This window comes from Aliterella atlantica CENA595 (genome assembly GCF_000952155.1).
GTDB classification, from domain to species: Bacteria; Cyanobacteriota; Cyanobacteriia; order Cyanobacteriales; family Chroococcidiopsidaceae; genus Aliterella; species Aliterella atlantica.
This window is the reverse complement of sequence record NZ_JYON01000003.1, coordinates 83,830-109,642: the sequence shown is the minus strand read 5'-3', so window position 1 is coordinate 109,642 and position 25,813 is coordinate 83,830. Positions and strand designations below refer to the sequence as shown.

General features: G+C 43.4%; 18 protein-coding genes and 1 pseudogene. 12 read left to right on the top strand and 7 right to left on the bottom strand.

The window, feature by feature from the left end; all coding sequences use genetic code 11:
• The first annotated feature begins 163 nt into the window (after window positions 1–163).
• A complete protein-coding gene (locus tag UH38_RS04420) occupies window positions 164–1,999 on the top strand; it encodes a PP2C family protein-serine/threonine phosphatase (RefSeq protein WP_045053420.1) in 1,836 nt (611 codons plus the stop codon).
• On the opposite strand, the gene ruvC is transcribed toward UH38_RS04420, so the two are convergent.
• Window positions 2,000–2,527, bottom strand: a complete 528-nt coding sequence (gene ruvC, locus UH38_RS04415; protein WP_045053419.1) for a crossover junction endodeoxyribonuclease RuvC — start codon at window positions 2,525–2,527, stop codon at window positions 2,000–2,002.
• A 257-nt stretch (window positions 2,528–2,784) separates the two neighbouring features.
• On the opposite strand from ruvC, the gene UH38_RS04410 reads away from it, so the two are divergent.
• The 3 genes from UH38_RS04410 to UH38_RS04400 are packed head-to-tail and all read left to right on the top strand — an operon-like array spanning window position 2,785 to window position 5,279.
• Window positions 2,785–4,173 carry a gluconeogenesis factor YvcK family protein gene (locus UH38_RS04410; protein ID WP_045053418.1) on the top strand — a complete coding sequence of 463 codons (1,389 nt, stop codon included), beginning with the start codon at window positions 2,785–2,787 and terminating at the stop codon, window positions 4,171–4,173.
• Window positions 4,174–4,183: 10 nt separating this feature from the next.
• The gene (tsaE, locus tag UH38_RS04405; protein WP_045053417.1) at window positions 4,184–4,645 is read left to right on the top strand and encodes a tRNA (adenosine(37)-N6)-threonylcarbamoyltransferase complex ATPase subunit type 1 TsaE; all 462 of its coding nucleotides are present in this window, start codon (window positions 4,184–4,186) and stop codon (window positions 4,643–4,645) included.
• A gap of 4 nt (window positions 4,646–4,649) precedes the next feature.
• Complete coding sequence (locus tag UH38_RS04400) at window positions 4,650–5,279, top strand: LysE family transporter (protein ID WP_045053416.1); 630 nt, start codon at window positions 4,650–4,652, stop codon at window positions 5,277–5,279.
• A gap of 49 nt (window positions 5,280–5,328) precedes the next feature.
• Here the strand turns inward: UH38_RS04400 and UH38_RS04395 are convergent, their stop codons facing one another.
• A complete protein-coding gene (locus UH38_RS04395; RefSeq protein ID WP_045053415.1) occupies window positions 5,329–6,657 on the bottom strand; it encodes a dihydroorotase in 1,329 nt (442 codons plus the stop codon).
• 215 nt (window positions 6,658–6,872) lie between these two features.
• On the opposite strand from UH38_RS04395, the gene lepB reads away from it, so the two are divergent.
• A complete protein-coding gene (lepB, locus tag UH38_RS04390; protein WP_045053414.1) occupies window positions 6,873–7,490 on the top strand; it encodes a signal peptidase I in 618 nt (205 codons plus the stop codon).
• Between the two features lie 96 nt (window positions 7,491–7,586).
• On the opposite strand, the gene UH38_RS04385 is transcribed toward lepB, so the two are convergent.
• The 4 genes from UH38_RS04385 to UH38_RS24650 form a co-directional block, all read right to left on the bottom strand.
• Complete coding sequence (locus UH38_RS04385; protein ID WP_052672254.1) at window positions 7,587–9,083, bottom strand: PQQ-dependent sugar dehydrogenase; 1,497 nt, start codon at window positions 9,081–9,083, stop codon at window positions 7,587–7,589.
• A gap of 72 nt (window positions 9,084–9,155) precedes the next feature.
• A complete protein-coding gene (locus UH38_RS04380) occupies window positions 9,156–10,442 on the bottom strand; it encodes a dihydroorotase (RefSeq protein WP_045053413.1) in 1,287 nt (428 codons plus the stop codon).
• 49 nt (window positions 10,443–10,491) lie between these two features.
• The gene (locus tag UH38_RS04375; RefSeq protein ID WP_045053574.1) at window positions 10,492–11,838 is read right to left on the bottom strand and encodes a histidine phosphatase family protein; all 1,347 of its coding nucleotides are present in this window, start codon (window positions 11,836–11,838) and stop codon (window positions 10,492–10,494) included.
• 192 nt (window positions 11,839–12,030) lie between these two features.
• Window positions 12,031–15,078 carry a PAS domain S-box protein gene (locus UH38_RS24650; protein ID WP_052672253.1) on the bottom strand — a complete coding sequence of 1,016 codons (3,048 nt, stop codon included), beginning with the start codon at window positions 15,076–15,078 and terminating at the stop codon, window positions 12,031–12,033.
• Between the two features lie 216 nt (window positions 15,079–15,294).
• Between UH38_RS24650 and UH38_RS04365 the strand changes: the two genes are divergently transcribed.
• From UH38_RS04365 to UH38_RS04350, 4 genes are all read left to right on the top strand, one after another.
• On the top strand, window positions 15,295–16,866 hold the full coding sequence (locus UH38_RS04365; RefSeq protein ID WP_045053412.1) for a CPBP family glutamic-type intramembrane protease: 1,572 nt from the start codon (window positions 15,295–15,297) through the stop codon (window positions 16,864–16,866).
• A gap of 287 nt (window positions 16,867–17,153) precedes the next feature.
• Complete coding sequence (locus UH38_RS04360; protein ID WP_045053411.1) at window positions 17,154–17,549, top strand: hypothetical protein; 396 nt, start codon at window positions 17,154–17,156, stop codon at window positions 17,547–17,549.
• A gap of 162 nt (window positions 17,550–17,711) precedes the next feature.
• The gene (locus UH38_RS04355) at window positions 17,712–20,132 is read left to right on the top strand and encodes a heavy metal translocating P-type ATPase (protein ID WP_045053410.1); all 2,421 of its coding nucleotides are present in this window, start codon (window positions 17,712–17,714) and stop codon (window positions 20,130–20,132) included.
• A 200-nt stretch (window positions 20,133–20,332) separates the two neighbouring features.
• Complete coding sequence (locus UH38_RS04350) at window positions 20,333–20,755, top strand: FHA domain-containing protein (protein ID WP_052672252.1); 423 nt, start codon at window positions 20,333–20,335, stop codon at window positions 20,753–20,755.
• A gap of 1 nt (window position 20,756) precedes the next feature.
• Here the strand turns inward: UH38_RS04350 and UH38_RS04345 are convergent, their stop codons facing one another.
• Window positions 20,757–21,107, bottom strand: a complete 351-nt coding sequence (locus tag UH38_RS04345; RefSeq protein ID WP_045053408.1) for a hypothetical protein — start codon at window positions 21,105–21,107, stop codon at window positions 20,757–20,759.
• Window positions 21,108–21,274: 167 nt separating this feature from the next.
• Between UH38_RS04345 and tmk the strand changes: the two genes are divergently transcribed.
• The 3 genes and pseudogenes from tmk (at window position 21,275) to recJ (ending at window position 25,810) form a co-directional block, all read left to right on the top strand.
• The gene (gene tmk, locus UH38_RS04340; RefSeq protein WP_045053407.1) at window positions 21,275–21,907 is read left to right on the top strand and encodes a dTMP kinase; all 633 of its coding nucleotides are present in this window, start codon (window positions 21,275–21,277) and stop codon (window positions 21,905–21,907) included.
• A 210-nt stretch (window positions 21,908–22,117) separates the two neighbouring features.
• Window positions 22,118–23,608, top strand: a pseudogene (locus UH38_RS04335) (catalase); the annotation flags it as partial.
• Between the two features lie 174 nt (window positions 23,609–23,782).
• On the top strand, window positions 23,783–25,810 hold the full coding sequence (gene recJ / locus UH38_RS04330) for a single-stranded-DNA-specific exonuclease RecJ (RefSeq protein ID WP_045053405.1): 2,028 nt from the start codon (window positions 23,783–23,785) through the stop codon (window positions 25,808–25,810).
• Window positions 25,811–25,813: the final 3 nt, after the last annotated feature.

The following is a 25,813-nucleotide window of genomic DNA, read 5'->3' as shown; positions in this document are numbered from 1 at the left end:
TACATTATAAAGAAAATTCTTCCAGCCTCAACTACAGAAAAATCCCGATGAAACTAGGCTATATTCTGGATTAGAGAATTTGCTGCCTTTTTGTCGTCCTTAAAATCAAAAGCTTTAAAACGCCTAAGCACAAGTATCATTTTCAATCTGACTCATCTTTTATATGTTAAGTTCGTTAACCGATCCGATTTTAATTATTCAATCAGGCACTTGTTTTCAAGTTAACAACTTTCGCGTAACTATCAAAGCGCATTTAGGAAAGTTTGCGGACGTTGACTATTTTAGGGTTAGCATCCAGCAAATTGATGACGAAAAATTGCTAGCGAACAACGCACAAATTATAGATAAATTAGGCTTATTGCGAATTGGAAATTCAGATGGCGGATTAAGTCGAGAGTTGCAAGTACGTCATGCTCTTGCTGATAGCAAAATGCTTTCTCAGTTATTATTTGTAGGGCTGGAAAAGCAGGTAGATTTGTCTTTTGATTCTGCTGCAGTTCAAAATATTATATCTACAGACAAAGTTGTTAATAGCGAATTATTTAGAGAAGAAATATTAACGATACCAGTAGATAATTCATCACTTACTACAAAGTCAAAGTCTAATTTAGCTGAAGTATTATCTGATGAAGATTATTTAGAGTTCAGTGGAGATTACGAGTATTTAGAGGAGGATTCGCCAGCAGAAACAACTAACTTAAATACCCAGAAATTATTATTACTAAGTTATCTACCGCAAACAGAACAAACATTAGATACTTGGTTGCAAAAAAAACACCCTCCTCAAGTAGCAATAATGCTGGCAAGTCAAATTTGTCAGTTATTTCATGATGCATACGAATATGGGTGGTGTTTTTGCCAAATTATGCCCCAATTTATCCAAATAAATAATGAAATTAAGTTTTATGACCTAACTAACGTGCATTTATTAGGCGGACAAGTTGAATCTGGAATGGTAACTGAATATTGTGCGCCTGAAGTTGCTTGTAATTGTCATGTAAGTGAGGAAATGAGTACCTATGTTGTAGGTATTCTACTTTATCAAGCAATCCACCAGTCACTACCAAATACAAGACACGATCTTTACTCAAGTATTCAGCTAATTCCTGGTATTTATCAAATTATTAATCTTTGTCTCCAACCTATTACCCAAGACAGAATTGGCTTAAATCAATTGCGAAAAGCATTAATAGAGAGCCAAAATACAATTAGTAAATATAAAGTTCAGTGGGATATAGCTAGTTATTCAACAATTGGCTTATCGTTACACCGCCTGCAAAATGAAGATTGCTATGGCGTTCAGCAGTATTCTACAAAAGATGAGAGTATTTTAGTAGGAGCGTTAGCTGATGGAATGGGAGGAATGGCTGAAGGCGAGGTAGCAAGTAAGTTGGCTGTAAATACTGTATTATCAATGCCTTTAATTACAAATTTACAAGATGAAAAAAGTAGAGAAAATTGGCTAATATCTGTAGTAGAAAAAGCCAATGCTAATGTAATAGAAAAAGTGAGAAGAGGTGGAACTACATTAAGTGTTGTTCTAGCTATAGAAAATCAATTAGCGATCGCTCATGTTGGCGACAGTCGGATATTCTTGATTAGAAATGGTATGATTTGTCAATTGAGCGAAGATCATTCGTTAGTAGCTTCCCTGCTTGCTAACGGCGAAATTACCTACCAAGACAGTCAAGATCATCCGCAACGCAACGTCATTACTAAATGCTTGGGTGCGAAGAAAACTATAGAGCGGGAATACGTACAAACTTTAAGTTCATTTGGTACGGACTTATCTCTAGCTCTAAAAAATCGCGATATTTTGCTACTGTGTTCTGATGGAGTGTGGGATTTAGTTCCACCTGCAGAGTTAGCAGAGATTTTTACCGAACATCAAAATCTCAAGCTAGCAGTCAACAACACAATTAATCGCATATTAACTAGAGGTGCAAGCGATAACTCTACGCTTGTTGCTTTGAAATGCTGTATATCCAACCAATTTTAGCTAATCTAACCCAAAAGAAGCAGCGATCGCCACAGCCAAAGCATCAGCAGCATCATCAGGGCGAGGAATATAATCTAAGTTCAATTCTCTAGCTACAGCTTCTTGAACTTCTCTTTTATCAGCATTTCCCCAGCCTGTTAGCGCTTGCTTAATTTGGGCAGGAGTAAATTCGACAAAAGGAACGTTATGTTGAGCAAGTACCAACATCAACACGCCTCGCGCTTGGGCTACACTAATAGTGCTAGCCATGCGGTAGAAAAATAACTTTTCAATCGCCACTAGATCGGGTTGCCATTGTTGCATCAATGAGTTTAAATCCTCATAAATTGTGCAAAGTCGCTTGCCCATTTCCATATTTGCCGCAGTCTTAATAATGCCAAAATCGATCAAAGTTATCGGCTGGTTGACTACTTGCACAGCTAACGGAACAGAACTAGGTGTAAGATGACAAGCCGGAGTTTGGTAGCAAATTGCTCCAAATCCCAAGATTGCTAAACCTGGATCTAAACCTAGAATGCGCTTTTCCATAGGGAATTACCCAACAATACAGCTAGAGATAGCTGTTTTCTTTCAAAATAACAGCTTACAGCCATCGGTATCTAACTATAGCGATCGCTCATGTTAACTGCAAAGCGCGAAATTAAGGTATAAACTACATTGGCAACTAATAGCGCAATTTAGCGTCTTTTCCCCCTTTACCCTTAGACTTTAGTCATGCACGGTTGAAAACAAGAGTAGTTTCCCTTAAATTCAAAGCCGTATTTTGCTGTTGTCCAACGCCGCCTATGTCAATCAGTTATTTGAAGAAAGCCATAAACCTGTTTAGGCAAGAGTCGCGCAATCGGACTCAATATAGAGTTAACCAATGGTTTAAATGGCTTTCGCCTGGGCTATCAGTCAAGCGCTGGTTGCTAATTAGCGCTGGCGGCGTGATTTTGACGGCGTTAGGATTGGCAATTTGGATCAAGCTCACACCAATTTTTTATGCTATCCAGCTTATCCAACAACTTGTAGGCGCGATCGCTAATTTCCTCCCCAACTACGTTAGTGGTCCGCTGATTTTGCTATTTGGCATATTATTAATCTTCTGGGGACAAACCCGTACAGTAGGCTCAATTACCGAAGTCCTCAGACCAGAAGGCGATGAAGAATTAATCGATGTGCTGCTAACGTATCGCCGCTTGCATCGCGGACCAAAAATAGTCGTCATTGGCGGTGGAACTGGGCTATCAACGCTGCTCAGAGGACTAAAAAGTTACAGCAATAACATCACTGCGATCGTCACCGTAGCGGACGATGGCGGCTCCTCTGGGCGCTTGCGGCGCGAAATTGGCGTGTTGCCGCCTGGAGACATCCGCAACTGTTTGGCAGCCCTAGCATCAGAAGAAAAACTACTAACTGAGTTATTCCAATATCGGTTTACAGCCGGAGATGGTTTGACAGGTCATAGTTTCGGTAATTTGTTCTTAACGGCTATGAGCGATATTACCGGAGACTTAGAAAGAGCGATCGCGGCGAGTTCCGATGTTTTAGCCGTCAAAGGGCAAGTTTTGCCAGCAACTCTGAGCGATATGCGCTTGTGGGCAGAATTAGCCGATGGGCGCACAATTGAAGGCGAGTCAAATATTACCGAAGCTGGGGGCAGTATTCTCAAAATTGGCTGCTTGCCTCCTAATCCTCCAGCTTTACCTAGAGCAGTGCAAGCAATTGAAGAAGCTGACTGTATTATTATCGGTCCTGGCAGCCTCTACACCAGCGTTATTCCCAATTTATTAGTACCAGAAATTGCCGCAGCGATCGCCTCAAGACGCAAAGGCGGCAGCAAAAACCCGCCCGTACCTTGCATTTATGTATGCAATATCATGACGCAACCAGGAGAAACGCAAGGTTATACAGTTTCCGATCATATTCGGGCGATCGATAATGCTTGCGGGGAAAAGTTATTTAACGCCGTATTAGTCCACAAAACAGCCCCCTCACCCCGCAGTTTAAAACGTTACGCTCAAGAAAACTCCCATCCTGTATATCTAGATCGCGAAGTAGTATCCAAGTTAGGTAGAAAAATCATCATCGCTAACGTGATGGATGAAGATGAAGTTACAGGCTTAGTGAGGCATAATCCCCAACGGTTAGCAGGAGTGTTATTACGTTGGTACAGTCGCGCCTACGCATGAGGAGAAGAGATTGCAAATTAACCTAGCAAATGCTCAAGCGACAAGAGTTTTAGGAGTACATTTAGGGCAAACTCTAGCTGCTGGTAGCATACTTTTACTAACTGGAGATTTAGGTGCTGGTAAAACTTGCTTAGTGCAAGGGATTGGTGAAGGATTAGGCATTACCGAACCGATTGTTAGCCCAACATTTACCCTGATAAACGAGTACGAAGGCGGACGCTTACCGTTGTACCATTTAGACTTATATCGCCTGCAACCTGAAGAAGTTAAAGGATTAAACTTAGCAAATTACTGGGATGACGCTGAATATCCCTTGGGAATTGTTGCCATTGAGTGGGCGGAAAGATTGCCAGAAATGCCACCAACTTATCTAAAAATAGCTCTTAGTTACGCAGGCGATCGCCGCTTAGTTGAGTTCGCAAACGTAGGCGGACAATTACAATTAGAGAATTTGCTAGCAAATTTCTATTAAAACTATGCCTTTTATCGCCCAATTGCTGACTATTGCTGCTATTCAGTTACTAGGAATTATGAGTCCTGGACCTGATTTTGCCATGATTTGTCGCAATAGTTTGGTATATTCGCGCCGCACTGGAGTCTATTGCGCATTTGGCATAGCATTAGGAGTTTTAGTTCATGTTGCCTACTCGCTAGTGGGTATAGGGTTACTCATTTCTAGATCGATTATTTTATTTTCGATTATCAAACTTTTAGGTGCAGCGTATCTAATTTATATCGGATATAAATCTTGGCAAGCAAAACCAGCCAAAAATAACTTAGACAATCAAAAAGTAAGACAAGATATTAGCAGATTCAACGCCGTCAAAATTGGCTTTATCACCAATATCCTCAACCCTAAAGCTACATTATTTTTCTTTAGCTTATTTACCCAAGTTATTAGTCCTATTACGCCCGTAGGGATCAGAATAATCTACGGAGTGCAGATGTTTATCCTCACATTAAGCTGGTTTACGCTAGTTGCGATCGCCATTTCCCACCCAATAATCAAAAATCGCTTCCTATCTGCATCTCACTACATCGAAAAGACAATGGGAGCTATTTTAATAGCATTAGGCATCAAAGTAGCCTTATCAAGCGCAAAATAATTAGTCCCTATCGTCTTCATCTGCGTCCATCTGCGTCCATCTGCGTTCGCTAACTTTCTTGAGCAAATTGCAAAGCCGTACCGCGTACCTGAGTATTAACTTTCCCCTGTTCGTACACAACCTCACCACCAACAATCGTATATACAGCCCAACCAGTCAAATCCCAGCCCTCAAAAGGACTCCAACCGCACTTAGTTAACAACTCCTCACGCACAACTGGGCGATAATTATTTAAATCAACCAACACCAAATCTGCATCATATCCAGGTGCGATCGCACCTTTATTAGCAATTCCATACGCCTTTGCTACCGCAGTTGACATCCAGTTAACAACTTGCGCCACCGTACAACGCCCTTGCATTGCTGCAGTTAGCATTAATGGCAGCGATGTTTCTACCCCAGGCATTCCTGAAGGAGTATTGGGGTATTCTTGGGCTTTTTCCTCTAAAGTATGAGGCGCGTGATCTGTGGCAATAAAGTCTATTACCCCATCTAACAAAGCTTGCCAGAGAACTTCATTATCGTGAGGCGATCGCAAAGGCGGATTCATCTGCGCCCAAGTGCCAATTTTGTCATAAGCGCTGGTATTGAGCAACAAATGTTGCGGCGTTACTTCTGCTGTCACCCAACTAGGCTTATCTTGCCGCAACAACTCAGCCTCTAAGGCAGTAGACATATGTAAAATGTGCAAGCGGCGTTGGTACTTCTTAGCTAATCCCAAAGCTTGCTGTGTAGCTAATAAGGCTGCGACATCATCTTGAATTTGCGAGTGAATTTTGGGATCGTGAATGCCTGCAAATTCCTGCCTGCGCTGGTTGATTCTGGCTTGATCTTCAGCATGAACTGCAATTAAGCGCTTACCTTGGGCAAAAATATGCTCTAATGCCGTATCGCTATCTACTAACAACTGCCCGTGCATCGAACCCATAAAGATTTTGATGCCACAAGCTGGGTTAGCCGCAAGCAAGTCAGGCAAATTTTCAGGTGTTGCGCCGATAAAAAAGCCGTAATTAACTACGCACTTAGCCGCCGCCCGCTGTAACTTGTCATCTAAAGCCGCCTGCGTAGTCGTTAAAGGGCGCGTGTTGGGCATTTCTAAAAAGGAAGTTACACCCCCCTTAGCACAAGCACAACTAGCTGTAAACAAGTCCTCCTTGTGTTCTAAACCTGGTTCGCGAAAGTGTACTTGCGGGTCGATCGCTCCAGGCAACAAAGTAAGTCCAGTTGCGTCTATTTCTCTAACACCTGATGGAATAGGGATTTCTGGGGCAACTTGGGCAATCTGGCGATCGCTTACTAATACATCCCCAACTAAGAATTCTCCATTTGGTAACAAAATTGTCGCGTGGCGGATGAGCAGACTAGGATGAGATGACATAGCAAATATGAAGAGACAGGGGACAAGGGCGATCGCAAATTATACCGGATTTCGCGAGTGGAAAAATTTTCAACTATAGGTTTTTGCCGTACTGCAAAGTTCCTGATTCAATACTCTTAAATTAGATAGTTTTGAAGTTAGAATTTAGCAAGTATATTTCCTTAACAAGTTAAATTAGTTAACCGATTTATTTTTACTGTAGCTGTTAAACATATATGTCCGATCGCAAAGCATCAAAAGAGCGGGAAGGTTCGTGGATAGGTGAGTTAGGGAGAACGATCGCGTTAAGTATTATTCTCTCTCTAGGCATCCGTACCTTCGTAGCTGAGGCTCGTTGGATTCCTACAGGCTCAATGCTACCAACTCTGCAGATCAATGACAAATTGATTATTGATAAAGTAAGTTATCGCCTCCATTCACCGCAACGGGGAGATATTGTTGTATTTATGCCCCCTAACACTGCGAAAATTTGTTCGCAATTAGTTCCTGGCGACACAGTAGATCCTTGGCAAGTAGATCCCAATAAGTCAGAAGTTCCAGAAATCAAAGATGCATATATCAAGCGGCTAATTGGCTTGCCAGGAGACAAGATTCAAGTCAAGCAAGGTAAGGTTTACATTAATAACCAAGCTTTGTCAGAAGAGTATATCGCCGATGCTCCTAACTACGAGTTAGGACCTATTACCGTACCGCCAAATTCTTATCTCATGCTGGGCGATAATCGTAATAATAGCTGCGACAGCCATATGTGGGGTTTTGTCCCGAAAGACCATATCATTGGGCGGGCTGTTGTGAGGTTTTGGCCCCCTAACCGCGTAGGCGAATTAGATTAACATTCCTGTACGATGTAGAGACGTAGCACCCCCTGTAGAGACGTAGCACTGCTACGTCTACTACATCATGTCCATATCCTGCAATATTTGTTCTATTTAATTGGTTCGCGGGGGTAGGGTAACTTCCCAAATACCTTGATTGCCGCCGTATTCTAGCACGTAGATTTTGTTACGGATAATTTCCGCATCTATGGGTTGGTTAAAACCTCGCACAATGCGTGTAGTCCGCACTTGATACGTAAGATTGTTGTTGATGGTAACTTTAGTTAAATCTAGGTGCAGCAAATCTTCGCTCGGATCTTTAAAAGGACCTGGTACGCTTTCACCTGTGGGATCGCCTTTAGTCCAACTCAGCATGAAACCATCGCCTTGAAAAGCGGGACTCATCGTGTTTTGGCGATCGAAAACTATCCCTAAAGGAGAACGGTGAGAAGTAAAAGTTCTGATCGTTAGTCCGAGATTGCTAGCATCTTTAACTTGACCGTCTACCGCGTCGCGGAAACTATCGGCATCTGGTCCTAAGTTGTAAATCGAGCCAAATAAATCTCTGGCAGGTCGGGGCGGAAATGTTGGATCGTTATAGTAGTAACCTAGCTTCACTGCGTTAAATCGAGGATCTAATAAGCGATCGCTTGCTGGATTGTAGTTTGAGTATTGCTGAGGATTGTCTAAGCCACCTATCCGCCAAGGGAAACCATAATGACCGCCTTGACGCAACCAATTTAATTCTTCTGGCATATCGCGGTCTGGACCGTTTTCTGTGCCAAATAAGTCGTTATTGCCTGCAAACGCAAAATCAAAGGTGTTGCGCGTTCCTTCGGCAAAGATATAGCCAGATGCTTTTAAGCTATTGCGATCGTTGGGTAGGGAAATATTTTGACCGCTAATCGGTAGGCGCAGAATACAAGCTGTTAATCCTACTTCGCGGGTATTTGGGTACAGACCATTAGCTGATTGAACTTCCCCGTGATCGGTACGCGAACCGCTATTGACATATAAGTAGGTATTAGTTGGATCGACGATCGCGCCATTGAAACGATGATCGTAGGCTGTAGCGCTTCTCGGATAGCTAGCTGTTTGCGCTAAAGTTGACCAAACGCGCTGACCTGTGGTTGCATTAATTACACCCTTAACAATAGTTGCCCTAGTCTGAACGGTTCCCACATCAGCGTTACCAACTAAGTAAATTGTGCCATCAGGTCCAATTGCCATCCCTTGAACGCCAACTGCTTTGTGGTCTGTAGATGTGTAGACGCGGGTAGCGGTGCTGGTAGTCCCTAAATTGACGCGATAAATATCACCGTTTTGTTTGAGGTAATAAAGAGTTTGATTGCGCGGATCTTTGGCAATCCGAATAGATGCAGAAGTGGTTAATGTGTTTAAAACGTTACGAACTGTAATATCAGAACGCAGAGATAGAGGTACTGTCTGCGCTTGCGTACTAGAAACGTCGATAGTCAATCCTAAAGCGAGCGCCAAAAATAAGCAGCATGACAGCGATCCTTGTCTAAGCTGGCGAGACTGAATCGAGTTATTAATTTTTTTCAGCATATTAAAGTTGCGTTTGCAAATTGGTAAAGGAAGTGTTGCCATCTTTCCTAACAACTGCTTCCTGGTTCCTTTTCACAAGGCAACTTCTAATTTCCGCATTTAATTAATAACTTGTTATAATCTTGTGTTGCTTACCCAAGTTTGCATGACCCGACCTGTAATTTGCTGTCCTAGCCAGGGAGTATTAGTAGAAAGGGATTTTAATGCTTGATGTTCGACGCGCCAAGTTAGCTGAGGATCGAATAGAGTTAATTCAGCAGGACTATTGGCAGAAATTGCCACTACATTTTGCTGCAAACACTTTGCTGGATTCATACTCAAACAGCGCCATAGTTCCAACGCAGACAACTGCCCGTTTTCTACCAGATTTTGCCACAATAAAGCCAAAGCTAACTCCAAACCGATCGCGCCTGGTGGTGCTTCTGCAAAAGCTACTGTTTTTTCTTCGTAAGTATAAGGCGAGTGATCGATCGCGATCGCATCTATAACCCCTAAGCGCACCGCTTCTATAATTGCTACTCTATCAGTCTGATTGCCTAGTGGTGGCTCAATTCGCAGGTCAGGACTGTAACTGTCAAGCGATCGCGTATCGAGTAATAAATGTATCCAACTAACACTAGCTGTAATTGGTAAACCTCGTTGTTTCGCTTGAGCAATCAGTTCTACACTCCTAGCTGTAGAAACGCGCATAATATGGACTGGAGTGCCAATTGCTGCTACTAATTCTAGTAAAGCTGCGATCGCTGTAGTTTCGGCAATTTCTGGATTTCCTGGTAAACCTAAAATAATTGAGTCTGCACATTCCCTAATTACACCATTACCTACCAAACGGCGATCGCAGCACCATAAAGCGATCGGTTTATTTAAAGGCTGAAGGTACTCTAACAAGCGTCTTAATAAAGCTAAATTCTCTATTGGCTGACCGTCGCTAAACCCGACAATTCCAGATGCCGCAAGTTCTGCTAATTGGGTCATTTGCTGCCCTTGAATGCCTGCTGTGAGCGCTCCCCAAACATAAATATGGAGGGGTAGAGGTGCAATGCATTTTACCCCTCCCTTGATGCGATCGATGCTTGCTACGCCTGCGGGGGTGTCTATCGGCGGTGTGGTATCAGGCAAAATACACAACCGCGTAAAACCGCCAGCCGTCGCCGCCGCCATCAGAGATGCGATGTTTTCTCGCTCCTCAAATCCTGGTTCTCCACTGTGACTGTATAAATCTACAAGTCCAGGTCCCAATACCAAGCCTTGACAATCGCGTAGCTGAGTTTCCGCAGAAACATCGTCAATTTTGTCTTCTACTGCCTTAATTACACCATTGGCAATCCAGACATCAGCTATTCGGTCTGTATGCGAAACTGGGTCTATGACTCGGACTTGTTGCAGCACTTGGCTTATCATAATTTGGCGATCGGCTTTTTTGCTAGTAATTGGTTTAACTACCGACTCGCTATAGTGCGCCTGCGGCTGTTTTATCTAGTACGCCTCCTCCTAAATGAGTGGTGATATTCATTGCTTGCAATACAGGTAAACCATTCAAACCTTGAGGATAATCGATAACGCTAACTGCTCCATTACCTTGGCGGAAGTTCCAAAAGTTTTTGCCCCCCAAGCCAAGAACGTGACAAAGTAGGACTTTATTAGTCGCATCGTGAGCAACTACTAAGCCTGTTTGCAACTGCTTTTCTAAGGCTGATGAGACAATTTGCTGCCAAGTTACAATACTGCGATCGCGTACTTGCTGCAAGTTTTCTCCTTCTGGCATTTGTATTTCGTCTGGTACTGTGCGCCAGCGATGCAATTCCCCTGGAAAAGTTTGCTCGATTTCTGACTCTAATTTGCCTTCCCACAAGCCATGACCGATTTCTCTCAATCCATCTTGCAATTGCAGTTGAATATTGGGGTGATATTGCAAAATAATCTCGGCTGTCTCTTTGGGACGCAGCATCGGACTTGATACGGCAAAATCTAACTTAATTTGCTTGAGAAACTCGGCTGCCTTCTGCGCTTGCGATCGCCCATTATCATTTAAAGGAACGTCTATTTGCCCTTGAAACTTTGTTTGGCGATTCCACTCTGTTTCGCCGTGACGTACCAGTAATAACCGCACTCCCTGATGATTTGGACGCAGTGATGGTAAAACTTCGCCTAAATGTCCTGTCTGATTCAAAGACTCTAGTTGAACGCTATCCCCCAATCCACCAGAAAAGTTCAGCACGCTAATGCCACAGTTAGATTGCTGCACCGAATGATAGCGATCGGGAGCAATTCCTAATGCAGTGCTAATTAAGGCGCGATTGATGCCATTATGCCCAACAATCAAGATTGTTTGCCCTTGGTGGCGGGACAATACTTCTGTCCAAAACTGCCGCGCTTGTTCGTACAATGCCAAAATTGGTAAATGCTTTTTCTCTCCTCCTCCTGCTTGTGGCACTACCATCATTAATTCTTCTGGGCGGTGCTTCCAAAGGTGATAAGCTTCGGGAAACTTTGCTTTGACATCTTGAGATAACATACCTTCCCACAAAGGCAAGTCAATTTCCATCAACTTATCGGCAGTTTGGACGGGCGAGGAAGTTAGCAAACACTCGCTAATAACTTCTGTAGTTTGTTTGGCTCGTTGTAAGGGGCTACTATAGATCGCGGCAAAGTTGAGGTGACTGAGGGCAGCACCGACCTTAAAAGCATCATCACGACCTTTTTGAGTCAAAGTTGAGACATCGCTACGCCCTTGAACGCGCCGCTCGATGTTATAACTACTTTGACCGTGACGTACAACGATCGCGCGAGTGGTCAAGCTTTTTATCCTCCCAAGGCGGTAATTCGTAATTCGTAATTCGTAATTCGTAATTACAAATAAAATTAATTCATTCAGGTTTAATGCATAGCATCCTGTTTCAATCCCACGCCTAAAGTCGGGGGATAACAATTACGAATTACGAATTATTTTGGTCATTTTAGCAAAATGTAAAGCTTTCTGAGTAAGTTTTTAGCGAACTTCAAGCAGATTGACGATCGCCTTGACTAATTCTTCGGGATCGATTGGTTTAGAAATATGAGCCTGAAATCCTGCTTGCAATGCTTGTTGCCGATCGAAGTCTCTAGCGTAAGCAGTCACAGCGATCGCTTTTACCTCGCCGCCGCGGTCGGGCGATCGCAAGCGAATTTGTTGCATCAGCATATAGCCATCCATTTGCGCCATGCCTACATCGCTGACTAATACATCAAAAACGGCTCTCTCTATTGCTTGCAATGCCTCTAAGCCAGAACTAGCGGTGATTACCCTAGCGCCATTTTGTTCTAGTAAAAACGCTTGAAACTCGCGGCTATCGGCATCATCATCCACAACGAGAATTTGCACGTTGCTTAAAGGATTTGCTGCATTTCCTGCTTTGGCGCGGGATAGCTCCACAGCCGCAGCAGCTTGTTGCACAATAGGTAATTGCACTGTAAAAGTTGCACCTCGATTTTCGCCTAAGCTTTCTGCCTTGACTGTTCCTCCATGCATTTCCACAATTTGCCGCACGATCGCCAGCCCCAATCCTAAGCCGCCAAATTTACGAGTAGTTGAGCCGTCTTCTTGGCGAAAATACTCAAACACATAGGGGAGAAATTGCGGCTGAATACCCTTGCCAGTATCGATTACCTGAATTTGCGCCAATTGTTCAATTTGCCGCAGTTCTACAGTCACCTGACCGCCTTTAGGAGTGAATTTGACAGCGTTGGTAAGCAAGTTCCATACTACTTGTTGCAAGCGGGCAGCATCACCTAATACAAGCGAAACATCATCAAGAGCGAGCAAGATGCTAATACTTTTTGCTTCTGCTGCCAAACGCACCGTTTCTGCGGCAGCAGAAATGACAAACTTCAACTTAATCGGCACGACATTTAATGACAGTTTGCCCTGCATAATGCGGGAGATGTCGAGCAAGTCTTCTATTAGCTGCGATTGCAAAGTTGCATTGCGCTCGATTGTTTTTAAAGCTTCAGCTTGACGATTTGGGCTAAGAGTACCTTTCTGCAGCAGCTTTGCCCAACCAAGAATTGGATTGAGGGGCGATCTTAGTTCGTGCGACAACACTGCCAAAAACTCATTTTTGACGCGATCGGCATACTCTGCTGCTGCTCGTGCTGCTTGTTCTCGTTGCAGAAGTTGCTCTCTTTGGGCTTGGGTTTGTCTTTGGGCAGTTTTGTCCTGCATGATTTTAATAAATCCCTGCCTAATCCCTGCTTCATCCTGCAACGGCATCATCAATCCACTGCCCCAAAAGTAGCTGCCGTCTTTGCGTACGTGCCAACGTTCGTTTTCTGCCCGTCCTTGAGTGAGAGCAATTTCCTGTTCGCGCTTGTCTTGTCCCTGTTCTCTATCCTCTGGCGTAAAGATGATGCAACCGTTGCAACCAATAATTTCTGCTTCTGCATACCCTAGCAAGTTTTCCGCACCAGAATTCCAACTTGTAATGATGCCATCAAGATCGAGGGTAAAAATAGCGTAATCTTTAGCACTTTCGACCATGAGGCGGAAACGCGATTCGCTTTGATGTAGCGATGCTTCGGCAAGCTTGCGATCGCTAATATCAACGGCAGTTCCATAAATTACCCGCTCTTTGAGGTGCGGCTGCGCCTTCCACAACAACCAGCGATAAGAGCCATTTTTGTGTTGGTAACGGTTTTCAAATGCAAGTGTTTCGTTGCCAGACAAGAGGCTCTCAAATTCTATTAAAGATTGGCTAATGTCGTCGGGGTGGACAAAATCTGCCCAAGGACGAGACAGCATTTCATTGTTCGTCCACCCTAGCATTTGCTCAAAAGTTGGGCTTACCCATTGAAAATAACCATTACTGCTCGTAATCGCTTGCAAATCCGAAGCAACGGTAAGAAATCGCTCTCTTTCTTGTTCAACTTTTTTGCGATCGCTAATGTCGTAAGAAACGCTTAATACTGCATAGATTTCACCGTTTTCGTTATACAACGGCGTACCATACGAGACGTAGTAGCGATCGTGGCTGCTATGCTCTAGCCCAAATGGTTCGCCCTTAAGAGCTTGGCGGTAATAAGGTGCGTAGCTGTTTGCTAATGCTGGATCGAGAGCTTCCCAGAGCGTTTTTCCGACTAAGCTTTTGGATGCCATGCCTGCATCCTCCAGCGCTTGACCTTCTGCCAGCAGATAGCGCAAATTGCGATCGACAATGAAGATTGCTCCATAAGGCAAATTACTTGCTACTGCGTGCAAGCGGGCTTCGCTTTGACGTGTAGCTGCTTCGGCAAGTTTGCGATCGCTAATATTAGTAAATAAAATAGCAAATTGATGATTTTGCGGCTCGCCCATCCGAAAAGCATGGACATTAAACCAACGGTTCATGGCGATTGAGTGTTCTTCAAACTGTATCGGTTCGCCTGTCTTGACAACTTTGCCATAAATTTCAAACCAGTGGGCTTCGAGATTGGGAACTAATTCTCGCGCCGTTTTCCCTGTTGGCTGCTCAAGTCCTGTTAGCTCTTCAAACAGAGAATTGACTTTGATAAATCGATAATCTTCCGGTTCTCCATTGTCATCAAACAGCATTTGGCAAATGCAAAAGCCTTCATCAATTGACTCAAACAATGCCAGATGACTTGTTTGCGCCTCTAGTCTTGCTATTTTTTGGTGCTGTTGGCGGCTTGCTTGGGTTGCTTTTAATGCCCTTTGCACGCAAGGAATTAATTTTTCTAATCGGTGCTTGAGTACAAAACCTGCGGCTCCCGCTTCTAGTGCGGCGATCGCTAATTCTTCGCCAATACTGTTAGAGACAAAGATAAATGGAGTTTCAAGTTGCAGTTTACGGGCAATTTCTAATGTAGAAATGCCATCGCGATCGCTCAAGGCATAATCTGACAAAATTATGTCATAAGTATTTGTTTCTAATGCCTGGACAAAGTTGGCATAACTATCTACTCGCAATACATTACAGTCAATGTCACTTGCTTGCAGCACAGCGTTTACTGCCTCGGCATCAGAGATATTTGGTTCGAGCAACAAAAACTGGAGCGCAGACATTTAACAATATTGTGTAAAAATACTTAGGCACAGATGACTACAATTTATTTTTTTCCCAAGTTAATCAGGCAAATTCGGCATACAAAACCAAATATCATCTTTCCAGAGCAAGTGGTACTATCTGTAGGGTGACTTTGCTTATTTGCGATCGTTCTGTCCATTCCCCGAAAATGTCATAATGCAACTTGTGGCGATCGCATTTTCTAACGAGTATTCATGACGATTAAGCGCGTAATTTTAAGTTTGCTGACGTTGGTAGTAATTTTCTTTACTGGTACTTCACTGTGGGCAAGTTGGCAGCAACCCCAAATCAATAGTCGCCTAGAACTATCCCAAACTAACCTTTTACTACGCGCGGGGCAGTTGCAGGGCGATAAGAACGACGCAAACCTTACCAAAGCAAGCAAAACTTTGGTAGGCGAAGAACCTCTAGCCGCAGCAACAAAGCAGTATCAAGAAGCGCGAGAGTCAGCCCAAAAAAATTTAGCCAAAGCTAAAAATCAACTCTCTTTGTTGGCGCAGCAACCTAGCACTACTCCAGCACCGCCCAAACCTCAAGAACAAATTGCCCCGATTACTAACAATTCTCGTCGGGGACAACAAAAACAACTGCAAAAATCCCTAAATCAAATCGAAAAGTTAATTGGCGAATTAGATTTGCGCTTAGGTATTCTGCAAGCCCAACAACAAAAGCCAGAGGTAGCTTTGACTACTTGGCAAAATACCGTTGAGAACTCACCGCCATCATCGCTAACTGATACTGCTAATGTCTTAATCGGGCTGTGGAGCAATCCACCCAAAGTCTTTCCTGATGCTGAAAGGCTGATTCAAGCCAATTTAGACGGTTGGTTTCAGGGGCGTGCCTTTGCCCAACTATATCAAATTCAGCAGCGCCCTGATGCCCTACAGACGCTGCAAGCTGCAGAGCAAGAGCAAGCACAGGAAGCTTTATTTAAGTTAGCTATTATTAGCACTATTCCAGCGATCGCTGGTTTGACTGGTTTGGCTTTGTTAATTTATTTAATTTTCGGGCGTTTGACTAAAGGTAAAGAAGCTTTAATATCCCAAAATGGCGAACTAAGATGGTCAACTCCTTGGGATTGGGAAACTGTTTGGCAAGTATTTATCGTCGGCTTTTTCCTGATGGGGCAATTTGTTGTCCCGCTACTATTTGCCTTGATTCCTAAGCCTGAAGTTACCACTGCTAGAGTGCAAGCACTATCTACTTTGGCAACTTATCTATTTTTAGCTGCTGGGGCTGTAACAGTTCTATATTTTTCAATTAGGCAATTTCTCCCTTTACCTACAGGTTGGTTTCGCTTCAAGTTGCGGGGAAGCTGGTTTTTATGGGGTATAGGCGGATACTGTGCGGCTTTACCTTTAGTTGTCATTGTGTCGTTAATTAACCAGCGCATTTGGCAAGGACAAGGAGGTAGCAACCCCTTACTTTCCTTAGTTTTAGAAGGGCAAGATCGAATTGCTCTAGCTATATTTTTCTTTACAGCAGCGATCGCTGCTCCTTTGTTTGAGGAATTTTTGTTTCGTGGCTTTTTGTTACCTTCTCTAACTCGCTATTTCTCCGTCTGGCAAGCTATTTTACTTAGTTCTTTGCTCTTTGCTGTCGCTCACTTGAGTCTTTCGGAGATTTTGCCTTTGGCTGTACTGGGGGTAGTTTTAGGAGTAGTTTACACGCGATCGCGCAATCTTTTAGCTCCTATGCTCCTTCATAGCCTCTGGAATAGCGGCACGCTGATTAGTTTATTTATCTTGGGTAGTAGTTCTACTTGATGAGTAATCTGAAACACAATAAAATTGTAAATAGCACAATTTGCTTCTGTCTTTTTGTAGATGTGCTTGGGCAACTTGTGTTGTTTAATACCTGATTGAAGCCGAAATATCAACAGCAACCTAAGTATAAATAATAACTAAAATAGCTAATGTTGAATAGTTAAATATAAATAAAAAGTTATATAGATATTTAACTTTGGGGTTGTCTTAATGAGATATTTATGTAAATCTTGCAGAAATACTAAAGTTTTCCGAATAACCAGTTGTATGCTGTTATGGGGCGGTTCATGAACACAAAAATCTTAAAACAACTTCAAAAACCTATGCTAGGTAGAATGTTACTTCGTAAAGGATTGATTTCTTCATCCGAGCTGCAAGAAGCGCTAGTGGATCAAGACCGTAGTGGCAAAAAGCTAGGAGAGGTTTTAGTTGAAAAGAAATTAGTTTCCCCAGATAAGCTAAACCGAGCATTGACAGAGCAAAAAGTTCGCTTAGGTGAAATCTTGATCGAGCAAGGATACATATCACCAGAGCAGCTAAACCAAGTTTTGGTAGAACAAGATACAAAAAATAAGAAACTAGGCGAGCTATTGCTAGAAAGAAAAATGCTTACTCAAGAAGAACTGGAAATAACTCTTAAGAAGCAATATTGGCAAAAGAATGGTTTTTGGCTGATTTCCTAGTGTCATTACTAAATATTTCTTAGATAATTGAAATAACACTTAAAAAAATACTTGCGTAGGCGAGTATTTTTTTATTGCGCCCCCTGCTAGACGTAGTAGTGTTACCTCTCTGTATGTTCTGTCCCCTTGATAGACGTAGCAGTGCTACGTCTCTAGAATAATATGCAACTCGTTCCTAAAACCGTACCGTTAACTGCGTCTAATTCAACTTTGGCGACGAAGAAGATTACTTTAGACGTAGGTAGTATGAAGTGCGGAGGGTGTGTAAAAACAGTAGAAAGACTTATATTACAGCAACCAGGAGCGATCGCAGCTTGCGTTAACTTAGTTACAGAAGTAGCAGTAGTAGAGTGTCAAGCGGATACAGATCCCTTAGAAATAGCCGCAAAATTAACTAACGCTGGATATCCCACAAAGCCTCGATTTGCTCAAGTACCGCATTTAGAAGAGGAATCTACCTTAGCTCTAGAAGATCCGCAGCAAAAGCAGCAACGCGAAATGCGATCGGCACGCAGACAAATAATTACATCTGCGGTATTGCTAATATTATCGAGCTTGGGGCATCTGCCAGAAAGTTTACTAGGATTTGCTCTGCTCAAAAATATCTGGCTGCATTGGGGACTTGCAACCATCACATTGCTTCTACCAGGGCGAGAGATTATACTAGACGGCTGGCGCGGCTTAAAACGCAACGCCCCCAATATGAATACTTTAGTAGCATTGGGAACGCTAACAGCTTATACAACCAGTGTAGTAGCGCTATTATTTCCGCAATTGGGCTGGGAATGCTTTTTTGACGAACCTGTAATGCTGTTGGGTTTTATCTTACTAGGGAGAACTCTAGAACAACAAGCAAGAGGTAAAGCAGCAGCAGCCTTCAAACGCTTATTAGCATTGCAGCCACAAGTAGCAAGGTTGATCGCTCAACCTCAAGGAGAATTTGCAGTTAGCGATCGCCAATCGAGCGTCGAAATACCTGCCGATCGCGTGCGCGTAGGCGAATGGTTGCAAGTATTACCAGGTGAAAAGATCCCCGTTGATGGTGAAGTCGTAGCAGGGCAAACTACAGTAGATGAATCGATGCTGACAGGGGAAGCAATGCCGCAAGTAAAGCAAAGCGGCGATGTAGTTACTGCAGGTACGTTAAACAAGTCAGGTGCGATCGCTTTGCGGGCAACTCGTACTGGTAGCGACACTACATTAGCTCAGATTGTTGACTTAGTAGAAGCTGCCCAAACTCGCAAAGCTCCAGTCCAAAAACTAGCAGATACCGTAGCTGGATACTTTACATACGGGGTTTTAGCAGCAGCTTTGCTGACGTTTTTATTTTGGTATTTTATTGGCACTCATATTTGGACTGATGTGTTAACTATCGCTCATCCAGCAATGAGCGAACACGCTTCACTCCATACCCAACACTTAGCCAACGCTCAAATTCTTGCACCTTCACCTTTGCTGTTAAGTTTGAAGTTAGCAATATCAGTAATGGTAGTTGCTTGTCCTTGCGCGATGGGATTAGCTACGCCTACAGCAATTTTAGTCGGTACAGGAGTAGGCGCAGAACAGGGATTGCTAATTAAAGGTGGCGATGTTTTAGAAAGGGTACACCAGTTAGATACAGTAGTTTTTGATAAAACTGGCACTCTCACAAGCGGGCATCCGACAGTTACAGATTGTATTTTGGTAGCAGATGATGTATTGCCTAGCGATCTCCTCCAAATAGCCGCAGCCGTAGAAAGCGGTACTTCTCACCCCTTAGCAGCAGCAATTGTTCAAGCAGCGCAAAAACAGAACTTATCAATCCCCGCAGCCAAGGATTTTTACACCGAACCAGGGTTAGGAGTATCGGCGCAACTAAAAGATGGAGTTACAGTTTTAGTGGGTAACGCTCAGTGGTTGAGCCAAAATGCAGTTAATATTAGCGATACTGCATCCTTGCAAGCGCAAACATTGGCAGCCACCGGAAAAACAGTAGTTTTTGTCGCCACAGGCGATTGCTTAATCGGCTTGATTGCTGCTAGCGATACCTTAAGAGCAGATGCCAGTCAAGTAGTAGAAAGCTTAAGAGCAGGGCTAGGCTTGAAAGTAATGTTACTAACTGGAGATAAATTAACAGCAGCCAAGGCTGTAGCAGCCCAGTTAGGCATCAGCGACGAAGATATTATTGCTGATATTCGCCCCGCAGGTAAAGCCGCCGCCATCCAACAATTACAAGCGCAGCAGCAGCGCGTAGCAATGGTAGGAGATGGGATTAATGACGCACCTGCTCTTTCCCAGGCTGATGTAGGGATTGCCCTCAAAGCAGGCACAGATGTCGCAATGGAAGCAGCGCAAATTGTCTTAATGCGCGATCGCCTCACTGATGTTGTCGCAGCAATTGAGCTTAGTAAAGCAACTTTCCAAAAAATTCGTCAAAACTTATTTTGGGCATTTGCTTACAATACATTAGGGATTCCGATTGCTGCTGGCGTACTATTACCCAGTCTTGATTTTGTCCTTAGTCCTGCTGCTGCTGGTGCATTGATGGCATTTAGTTCAGTAAGTGTAGTTACCAACTCTCTGTTACTACGCCGATTTAAATAGTTTTGCGTTAGTAAGGAGAGCGATAACTTAAAACTTACTAGCTCAAAACTATTCTCCTCATTATGACTGCTATTTTTTTGCTCAATTGAGGTTAAACTAAGTCAAGATAAAATAAATACTGTAGTTCGCTCATTAGCAATGCAATCTGGTGAAAACTATCAGTCTGCAATGCCCCCATTTAGTTACTTATCCGTTCTTCAATGGCTTCCCAAAACAATCAGAGGCATTTACTAATTATTGAGGACGATCAGGGACGCAAGCAATTTCTACTTGACGGTTCTGTTTATTCTATTGGCAGAGATACCCGCTGTGACATTCGGTTATTCTCGCAGTTTGTCTCGCGCCGTCATGCGACGCTCGTTCAACTTCCTAGAGAAGATGGTAGTTCTTACTATCGCATTGTTGATGGCGATTCTAAAGGCAAGCCTAGCGCCAACGGTATGCTCATTAACGGGCGCAAAATTCTCGCGCACGATCTACGGAATCAAGATGAAATTATTTTTGGTCCCCAAGTCCGCGCTATATATTACTTACTCAGCCGCGATACTATGCCTTCAGCACCTACTGATGAGTATGATGTTACGCTTATAGGTCCGAATATGATGCCTGATTTTGACGAGTAAATTAACTCGCTATGCTTTCTATAAGCTGCCACTTTTGATTATCTGCGATCGCCTGATTTACCTGCTCGAATATTTGATGACAGTGATTGTCAAATTGCAGCGGTAATTCTTCATTTTTTACTACCATACTCATCCGCATTTCTGCTTGCGTAGAGCGAATTGTATCGATTAATACTTCTACTGCTACCAATTTAGACAAAGCAACTTTTCCGGGAGCCTCCCGCGCCATAATATATTCTCGGCGATCGTAGATTAGCTCTAAACCACAGGCTTTTAGCACTTCAATAATTGCTTGGCGCAGATTAGGATTATTTGTCACTGCTAAAGTAAAAGAACCAGTGTAACGCGCCATTGTTACTATTTACCTCAAATCTATCTATTACTTCCATCATAAAATAAGTAACAAAAAGTTCCAGTGATATCACTTATTAGTTTTGTAAAGAAGTAGTAAATAACACTATTAGTCTTAATCGTCTGGAGATGACATAAAATTATTCAAGTTAAAGCGATAGTTCTAAGATGACTGGCAAATTAATTGTGTTTGAAGGAGTAGAAGGCTGCGGGAAAACAACCCAAATAGTGCGATCGCACCAGTGGTTGCAAACTACCTTTCCTCAAGCCAAAGTCGTTGTTACCCGCGAACCAGGCGATACTCATTTAGGACTAGAGTTGCGTCAAATACTGCTAGCCAAAACAACAGAGCATCCCATCAGCGAACTAGCAGAATTGTTATTATATGCAGCCGATCGCGCTCAACACGTTGCCCAGGTGCTAAAGCCTAATTTAGCAGACAACGCGATAATTTTATGCGATCGCTACACTGATTCTACTATTGCTTATCAAGGCTACGGACGGGGTTTAGAGCGCAAGATAATTGACCAACTTAACTTATTGGCTACAGGCGGACTAGAAAGCGATCTAACTCTATGGTTAGACGTTGATGTAGAAATTAGTTTGCTGAGAATAAAAAGCAGAGGTGCAAGCGATCGCATCGAGCAAGCAAACTTAGCATTTCATCAAAGAGTACAAGCAGGTTATACGCAGTTAGCCGCAGCTAATCCTCAGAGAATCGAGCGCATAGATGCAAGTCTAAGTGAAGTAGCCGTAGCAGCACAAATTCAAAATGTTTTGCTTAAGTATTTTGACAATTAGCTACTTGATTGCTGCCGATTGTATTAGCGATCGCAATATCACATAACCTGACAAAAAACTGTATTTTTCGCTGCAAATTAGTGGGGAAATGCTAGTCGTAACGACTACGATGTAGATATGTCGAAATCATAATGAGTTTGGTTTAGAGCAAACTGAACTTGTTATCGCTCAAAGCAGAACTGCCCAATTAAGAGCAGACTTAGGTTATATATGACAGACGAGCAACAGCAGAATTCAGGAAATCAAGACCAAACGCTGACAAACCGTCAGGGTCATCCCATCTCCGACAATCAGAATACAAGAACAGTAGGCGATCGCGGTCCTACAGTCTTGGAAAACTACAATTTCTTAGAAAAAATTACCCACTTCGACCGCGAACGTATTCCAGAGCGAGTAGTTCACGCTAGAGGTGCAGGCGCACACGGATATTTTGAAGCTTATGGGACAATCGGCAACGAACCTGCAAGCAAATACACCCGCGCCAAACTTTTCCAAGAAAAAGGCAAAATTACACCAGTATTTGTCCGTTTTTCTAGCGTAATTCACGGCGGACATTCTCCTGAGACATTGCGCGATCCGCGTGGATTTGCTACTAAGTTTTACACTGAAGATGGCAACTGGGATTTAGTTGGCAATAACCTCAAAATCTTCTTTATCAGAGATCCAATCAAATTCCCCGATCTCGTACACGCCTTTAAGCCAGATCCAGTCACAAACCGCCAAGATGTTAACCGGATATTTGACTTCATCAGTCATATACCGGAAGCAATGCACATGATTACCTGGCTATTTAGTCCTTGGGGAATCCCTGCTAACTACAGACAGATGGAAGGTTCGGGCGTAAACACCTACAAAATGGTGAACGCCGATGGAGTAGGACATATAGTTAAGTATTTCTGGGTTCCAAAAGCAGGAGTCAAAAACTTAACGCTTGCTCAAGCTGAGGAAGTTCAGGCGAAGAACTTCAACCATGCTACGCAAGATTTGTACGAAGCCATTGAAAGAGGCGATTATCCAGAATGGGAATTCTGCGTGCAAATCATGTCAGATGACGAGCATCCCGAACTTGACTTCGATCCATTAGATCCCACCAAAATTTGGTCGCCAGAGCAATTCCCCTTATTGCCAATCGGACGCATGGTGTTAGATAAAAATCCTACTAACTACTTTGCAGAAGTCGAACAAGCAGCATTCGGTGCAGGCGTATTAGTTGATGGGTTAGACTTTTCTGACGACAAACTATTGCAAGGTCGGACTTTCTCATACTCTGATACTCAACGCTACCGAGTAGGGACAAACTACCTACAATTGCCCATTAACCGAGCAAAAGCGCAGGTAGCAACCAATCTCCGCGATGGTCAAATGGCTTATCACGTAGATGGAGTTGAAGCAGGCGAGAACCCCCACGTCAACTACGAACCAAGCAGCATGGGCGGACTTAAGGAAGCGCCCAAAGCTGGTAAGGATCGTACTCCTTACGTTCAAGGTCCAGTAGTGCGGCAGAAAATTAGCCGTACTAACGACTACAAGCAAGCTGGAGAGCGCTATCGGACGTTTCAAGACTCGGAGCGCGACGACTTGATTTTGAACTTAGTTACAGCACTCAAAACCTGTAACCCAGATATTCAAGAGCGCATGGTAGGACACTTAATGCAATGCGATGCAGAATACGGGACAAGGGTTAAAGAAGGTCTGGAGCAAGCCAAAATGTAATCAGGTTGGTAGGCATTTAACTTAAATCGCTAAAGGGTTAAGGGGAAATTAATCTCCTTAACCTTTCTTTATAGAAAGCTGGCTAAGAAAATCAGACTATTACCAAAGTTTTAACAACTAGCAAGGATACAATACGATCGCCCTGTTCTTCTGTCGTAACTCGTGCTACGCCCTACACCGGAAAAGCAATCAGATCGTTCCTCCAGATTTCCCAATCAGCGCTGGCAAATTTACCCAGAAGCAGAACGGGTGCTAGAACTTGCTCAATCTAGTCATATATCGCCGATAGTTAGCCAATTACTGATCAATCGGGGTGTAGATACTCTAGAAGCATTCCAAGCCTTTTTAGAGCCAGAATCGCCAGTTTTACCTTCGCCTATAGATGAATTTCCTGACCTAAGTTTGAGTGTAGAGTTGTTGGTTCAGGCGATCGCCACCAACCAGAAAATTGCTATTTGTGGCGATTACGATGCTGACGGAATGACTAGCACAGCTTTATTGCTAAGAAGTTTGCGCTGGTTAGGCGCACAAGTAGATTATGCTATTCCCAGCCGGATGCATGAAGGATACGGCATTAACAAACGCATAGTAGAAGAATTCAAAAGCGAAGGTTTTGAGCTAATTATTACTGTAGATAACGGTATATCAGCTTATGAGGCGATCGCCAGAGCTAGAGAACTAGGTCTAAATATCATTGTCACCGATCACCACGATATTCCCCAACAACTACCACCTGCTAATGCTATTCTCAACCCCAAATTAATCGCTGAATCTTCGCCTTATCGCGGTGTTGCGGGTGTTGGCGTTGCTTATATTCTGGCTATTTCCTTAGCACAAAAACTAGGTAAACTTCAAGGCTTAGTTAAGCCGCTACTGGAACTATTTACCCTTGGTACAATTGCCGATCTTGCGCCGCTTACTGGAGTAAACCGTCGTTGGGTAAAACGCGGGTTGAATCAATTACCTAAGTCTCAATTAGCTGGGGTACAAGCATTAATTCAAGTAGCTGGCGTAAGTGGAGATAAAAAGGAAAAAACTCTCAAACCAGATGATATTGGCTTTCGTCTCGGTCCCAGAATCAACGCTGTAGGACGCATCGCCGACCCCCAAATAGTCATCGAACTACTAACTACAGATGACCCTGGAATTGCCTTAGAACGGGCGATGCAATGCGAACAAATCAACCAACAACGCCAGCAATTATGTCAGCAAATCGAACAAGAAGCGATCGCTGTTGTCGAAACATTATATAAAACATCTCTACCCCAAGACCGCGTTTTAGTCATCGTTCAACCAAATTGGCATCACGGCGTAATTGGGATTGTCGCTTCTCGCTTGCTAGAACGCTACGGCGTACCCGTATTTATTGGTACTTATGAAGACGAACAACACATTCGCGGTTCGGCGCGGGGAATTCCTGAATTTCATGTATTTGCAGCTTTAGAATTTGCCAAAGACTTGTTAGGCAAATTTGGCGGACACAAAGCAGCAGGCGGTTTTTCACTTTTGGCTAGCAACTTAGACGCATTGCGATCGCGTTTAGCTACTTTTGCTAACCAATGCTTGCAGCCAGAACACCTCAAACCGTTACTAAAAATCGATACTCAAGTTAGCTTAGATCGCATCGATCTCCAACTTTACCAACAACTTAACGCCCTGCATCCTTGCGGTATCGACAACCCCGATCCGGTATTTTGGACACCAAACGTCCAAATAGTCGATCAACAGATTGTCGGTAAATATCACGTCAAAGTTACCCTATCTCCAGATGGCGTAACGAAGATTAAAGCGATCGCTTGGCGGTGGCGCGATTACTATCCTTTGCCTGCTAGAGTTGATATTGCCTATAAATTGCGGGAAAATAGCTGGAACGGCAATACTACAGTAGAACTTGAACTGTTGGGCTTCAGACTTCCGACTCAATCGCAGTTACTATTTTCGCCTACTGCACCCTCAAGCGCCAAATTTGCTTACAAACAACGGCAATACTCTTGTGGCTTCTTTCCTACCAGCGCGTTGCTAGAACTTAGAATCAAAAATCCTGAAGGCAAAGTTTTAGCTATTCAATCGGGACAATCTACAGGTTTGCTGGGTACTAGACGCGACGATGCTTCTGTAGTCGATCTATCTCATCCAGACTTTTATCCCTTGGTGCAAGCGGCTCTTAGTGCTTTGAACGCAGCAAAATAGGGA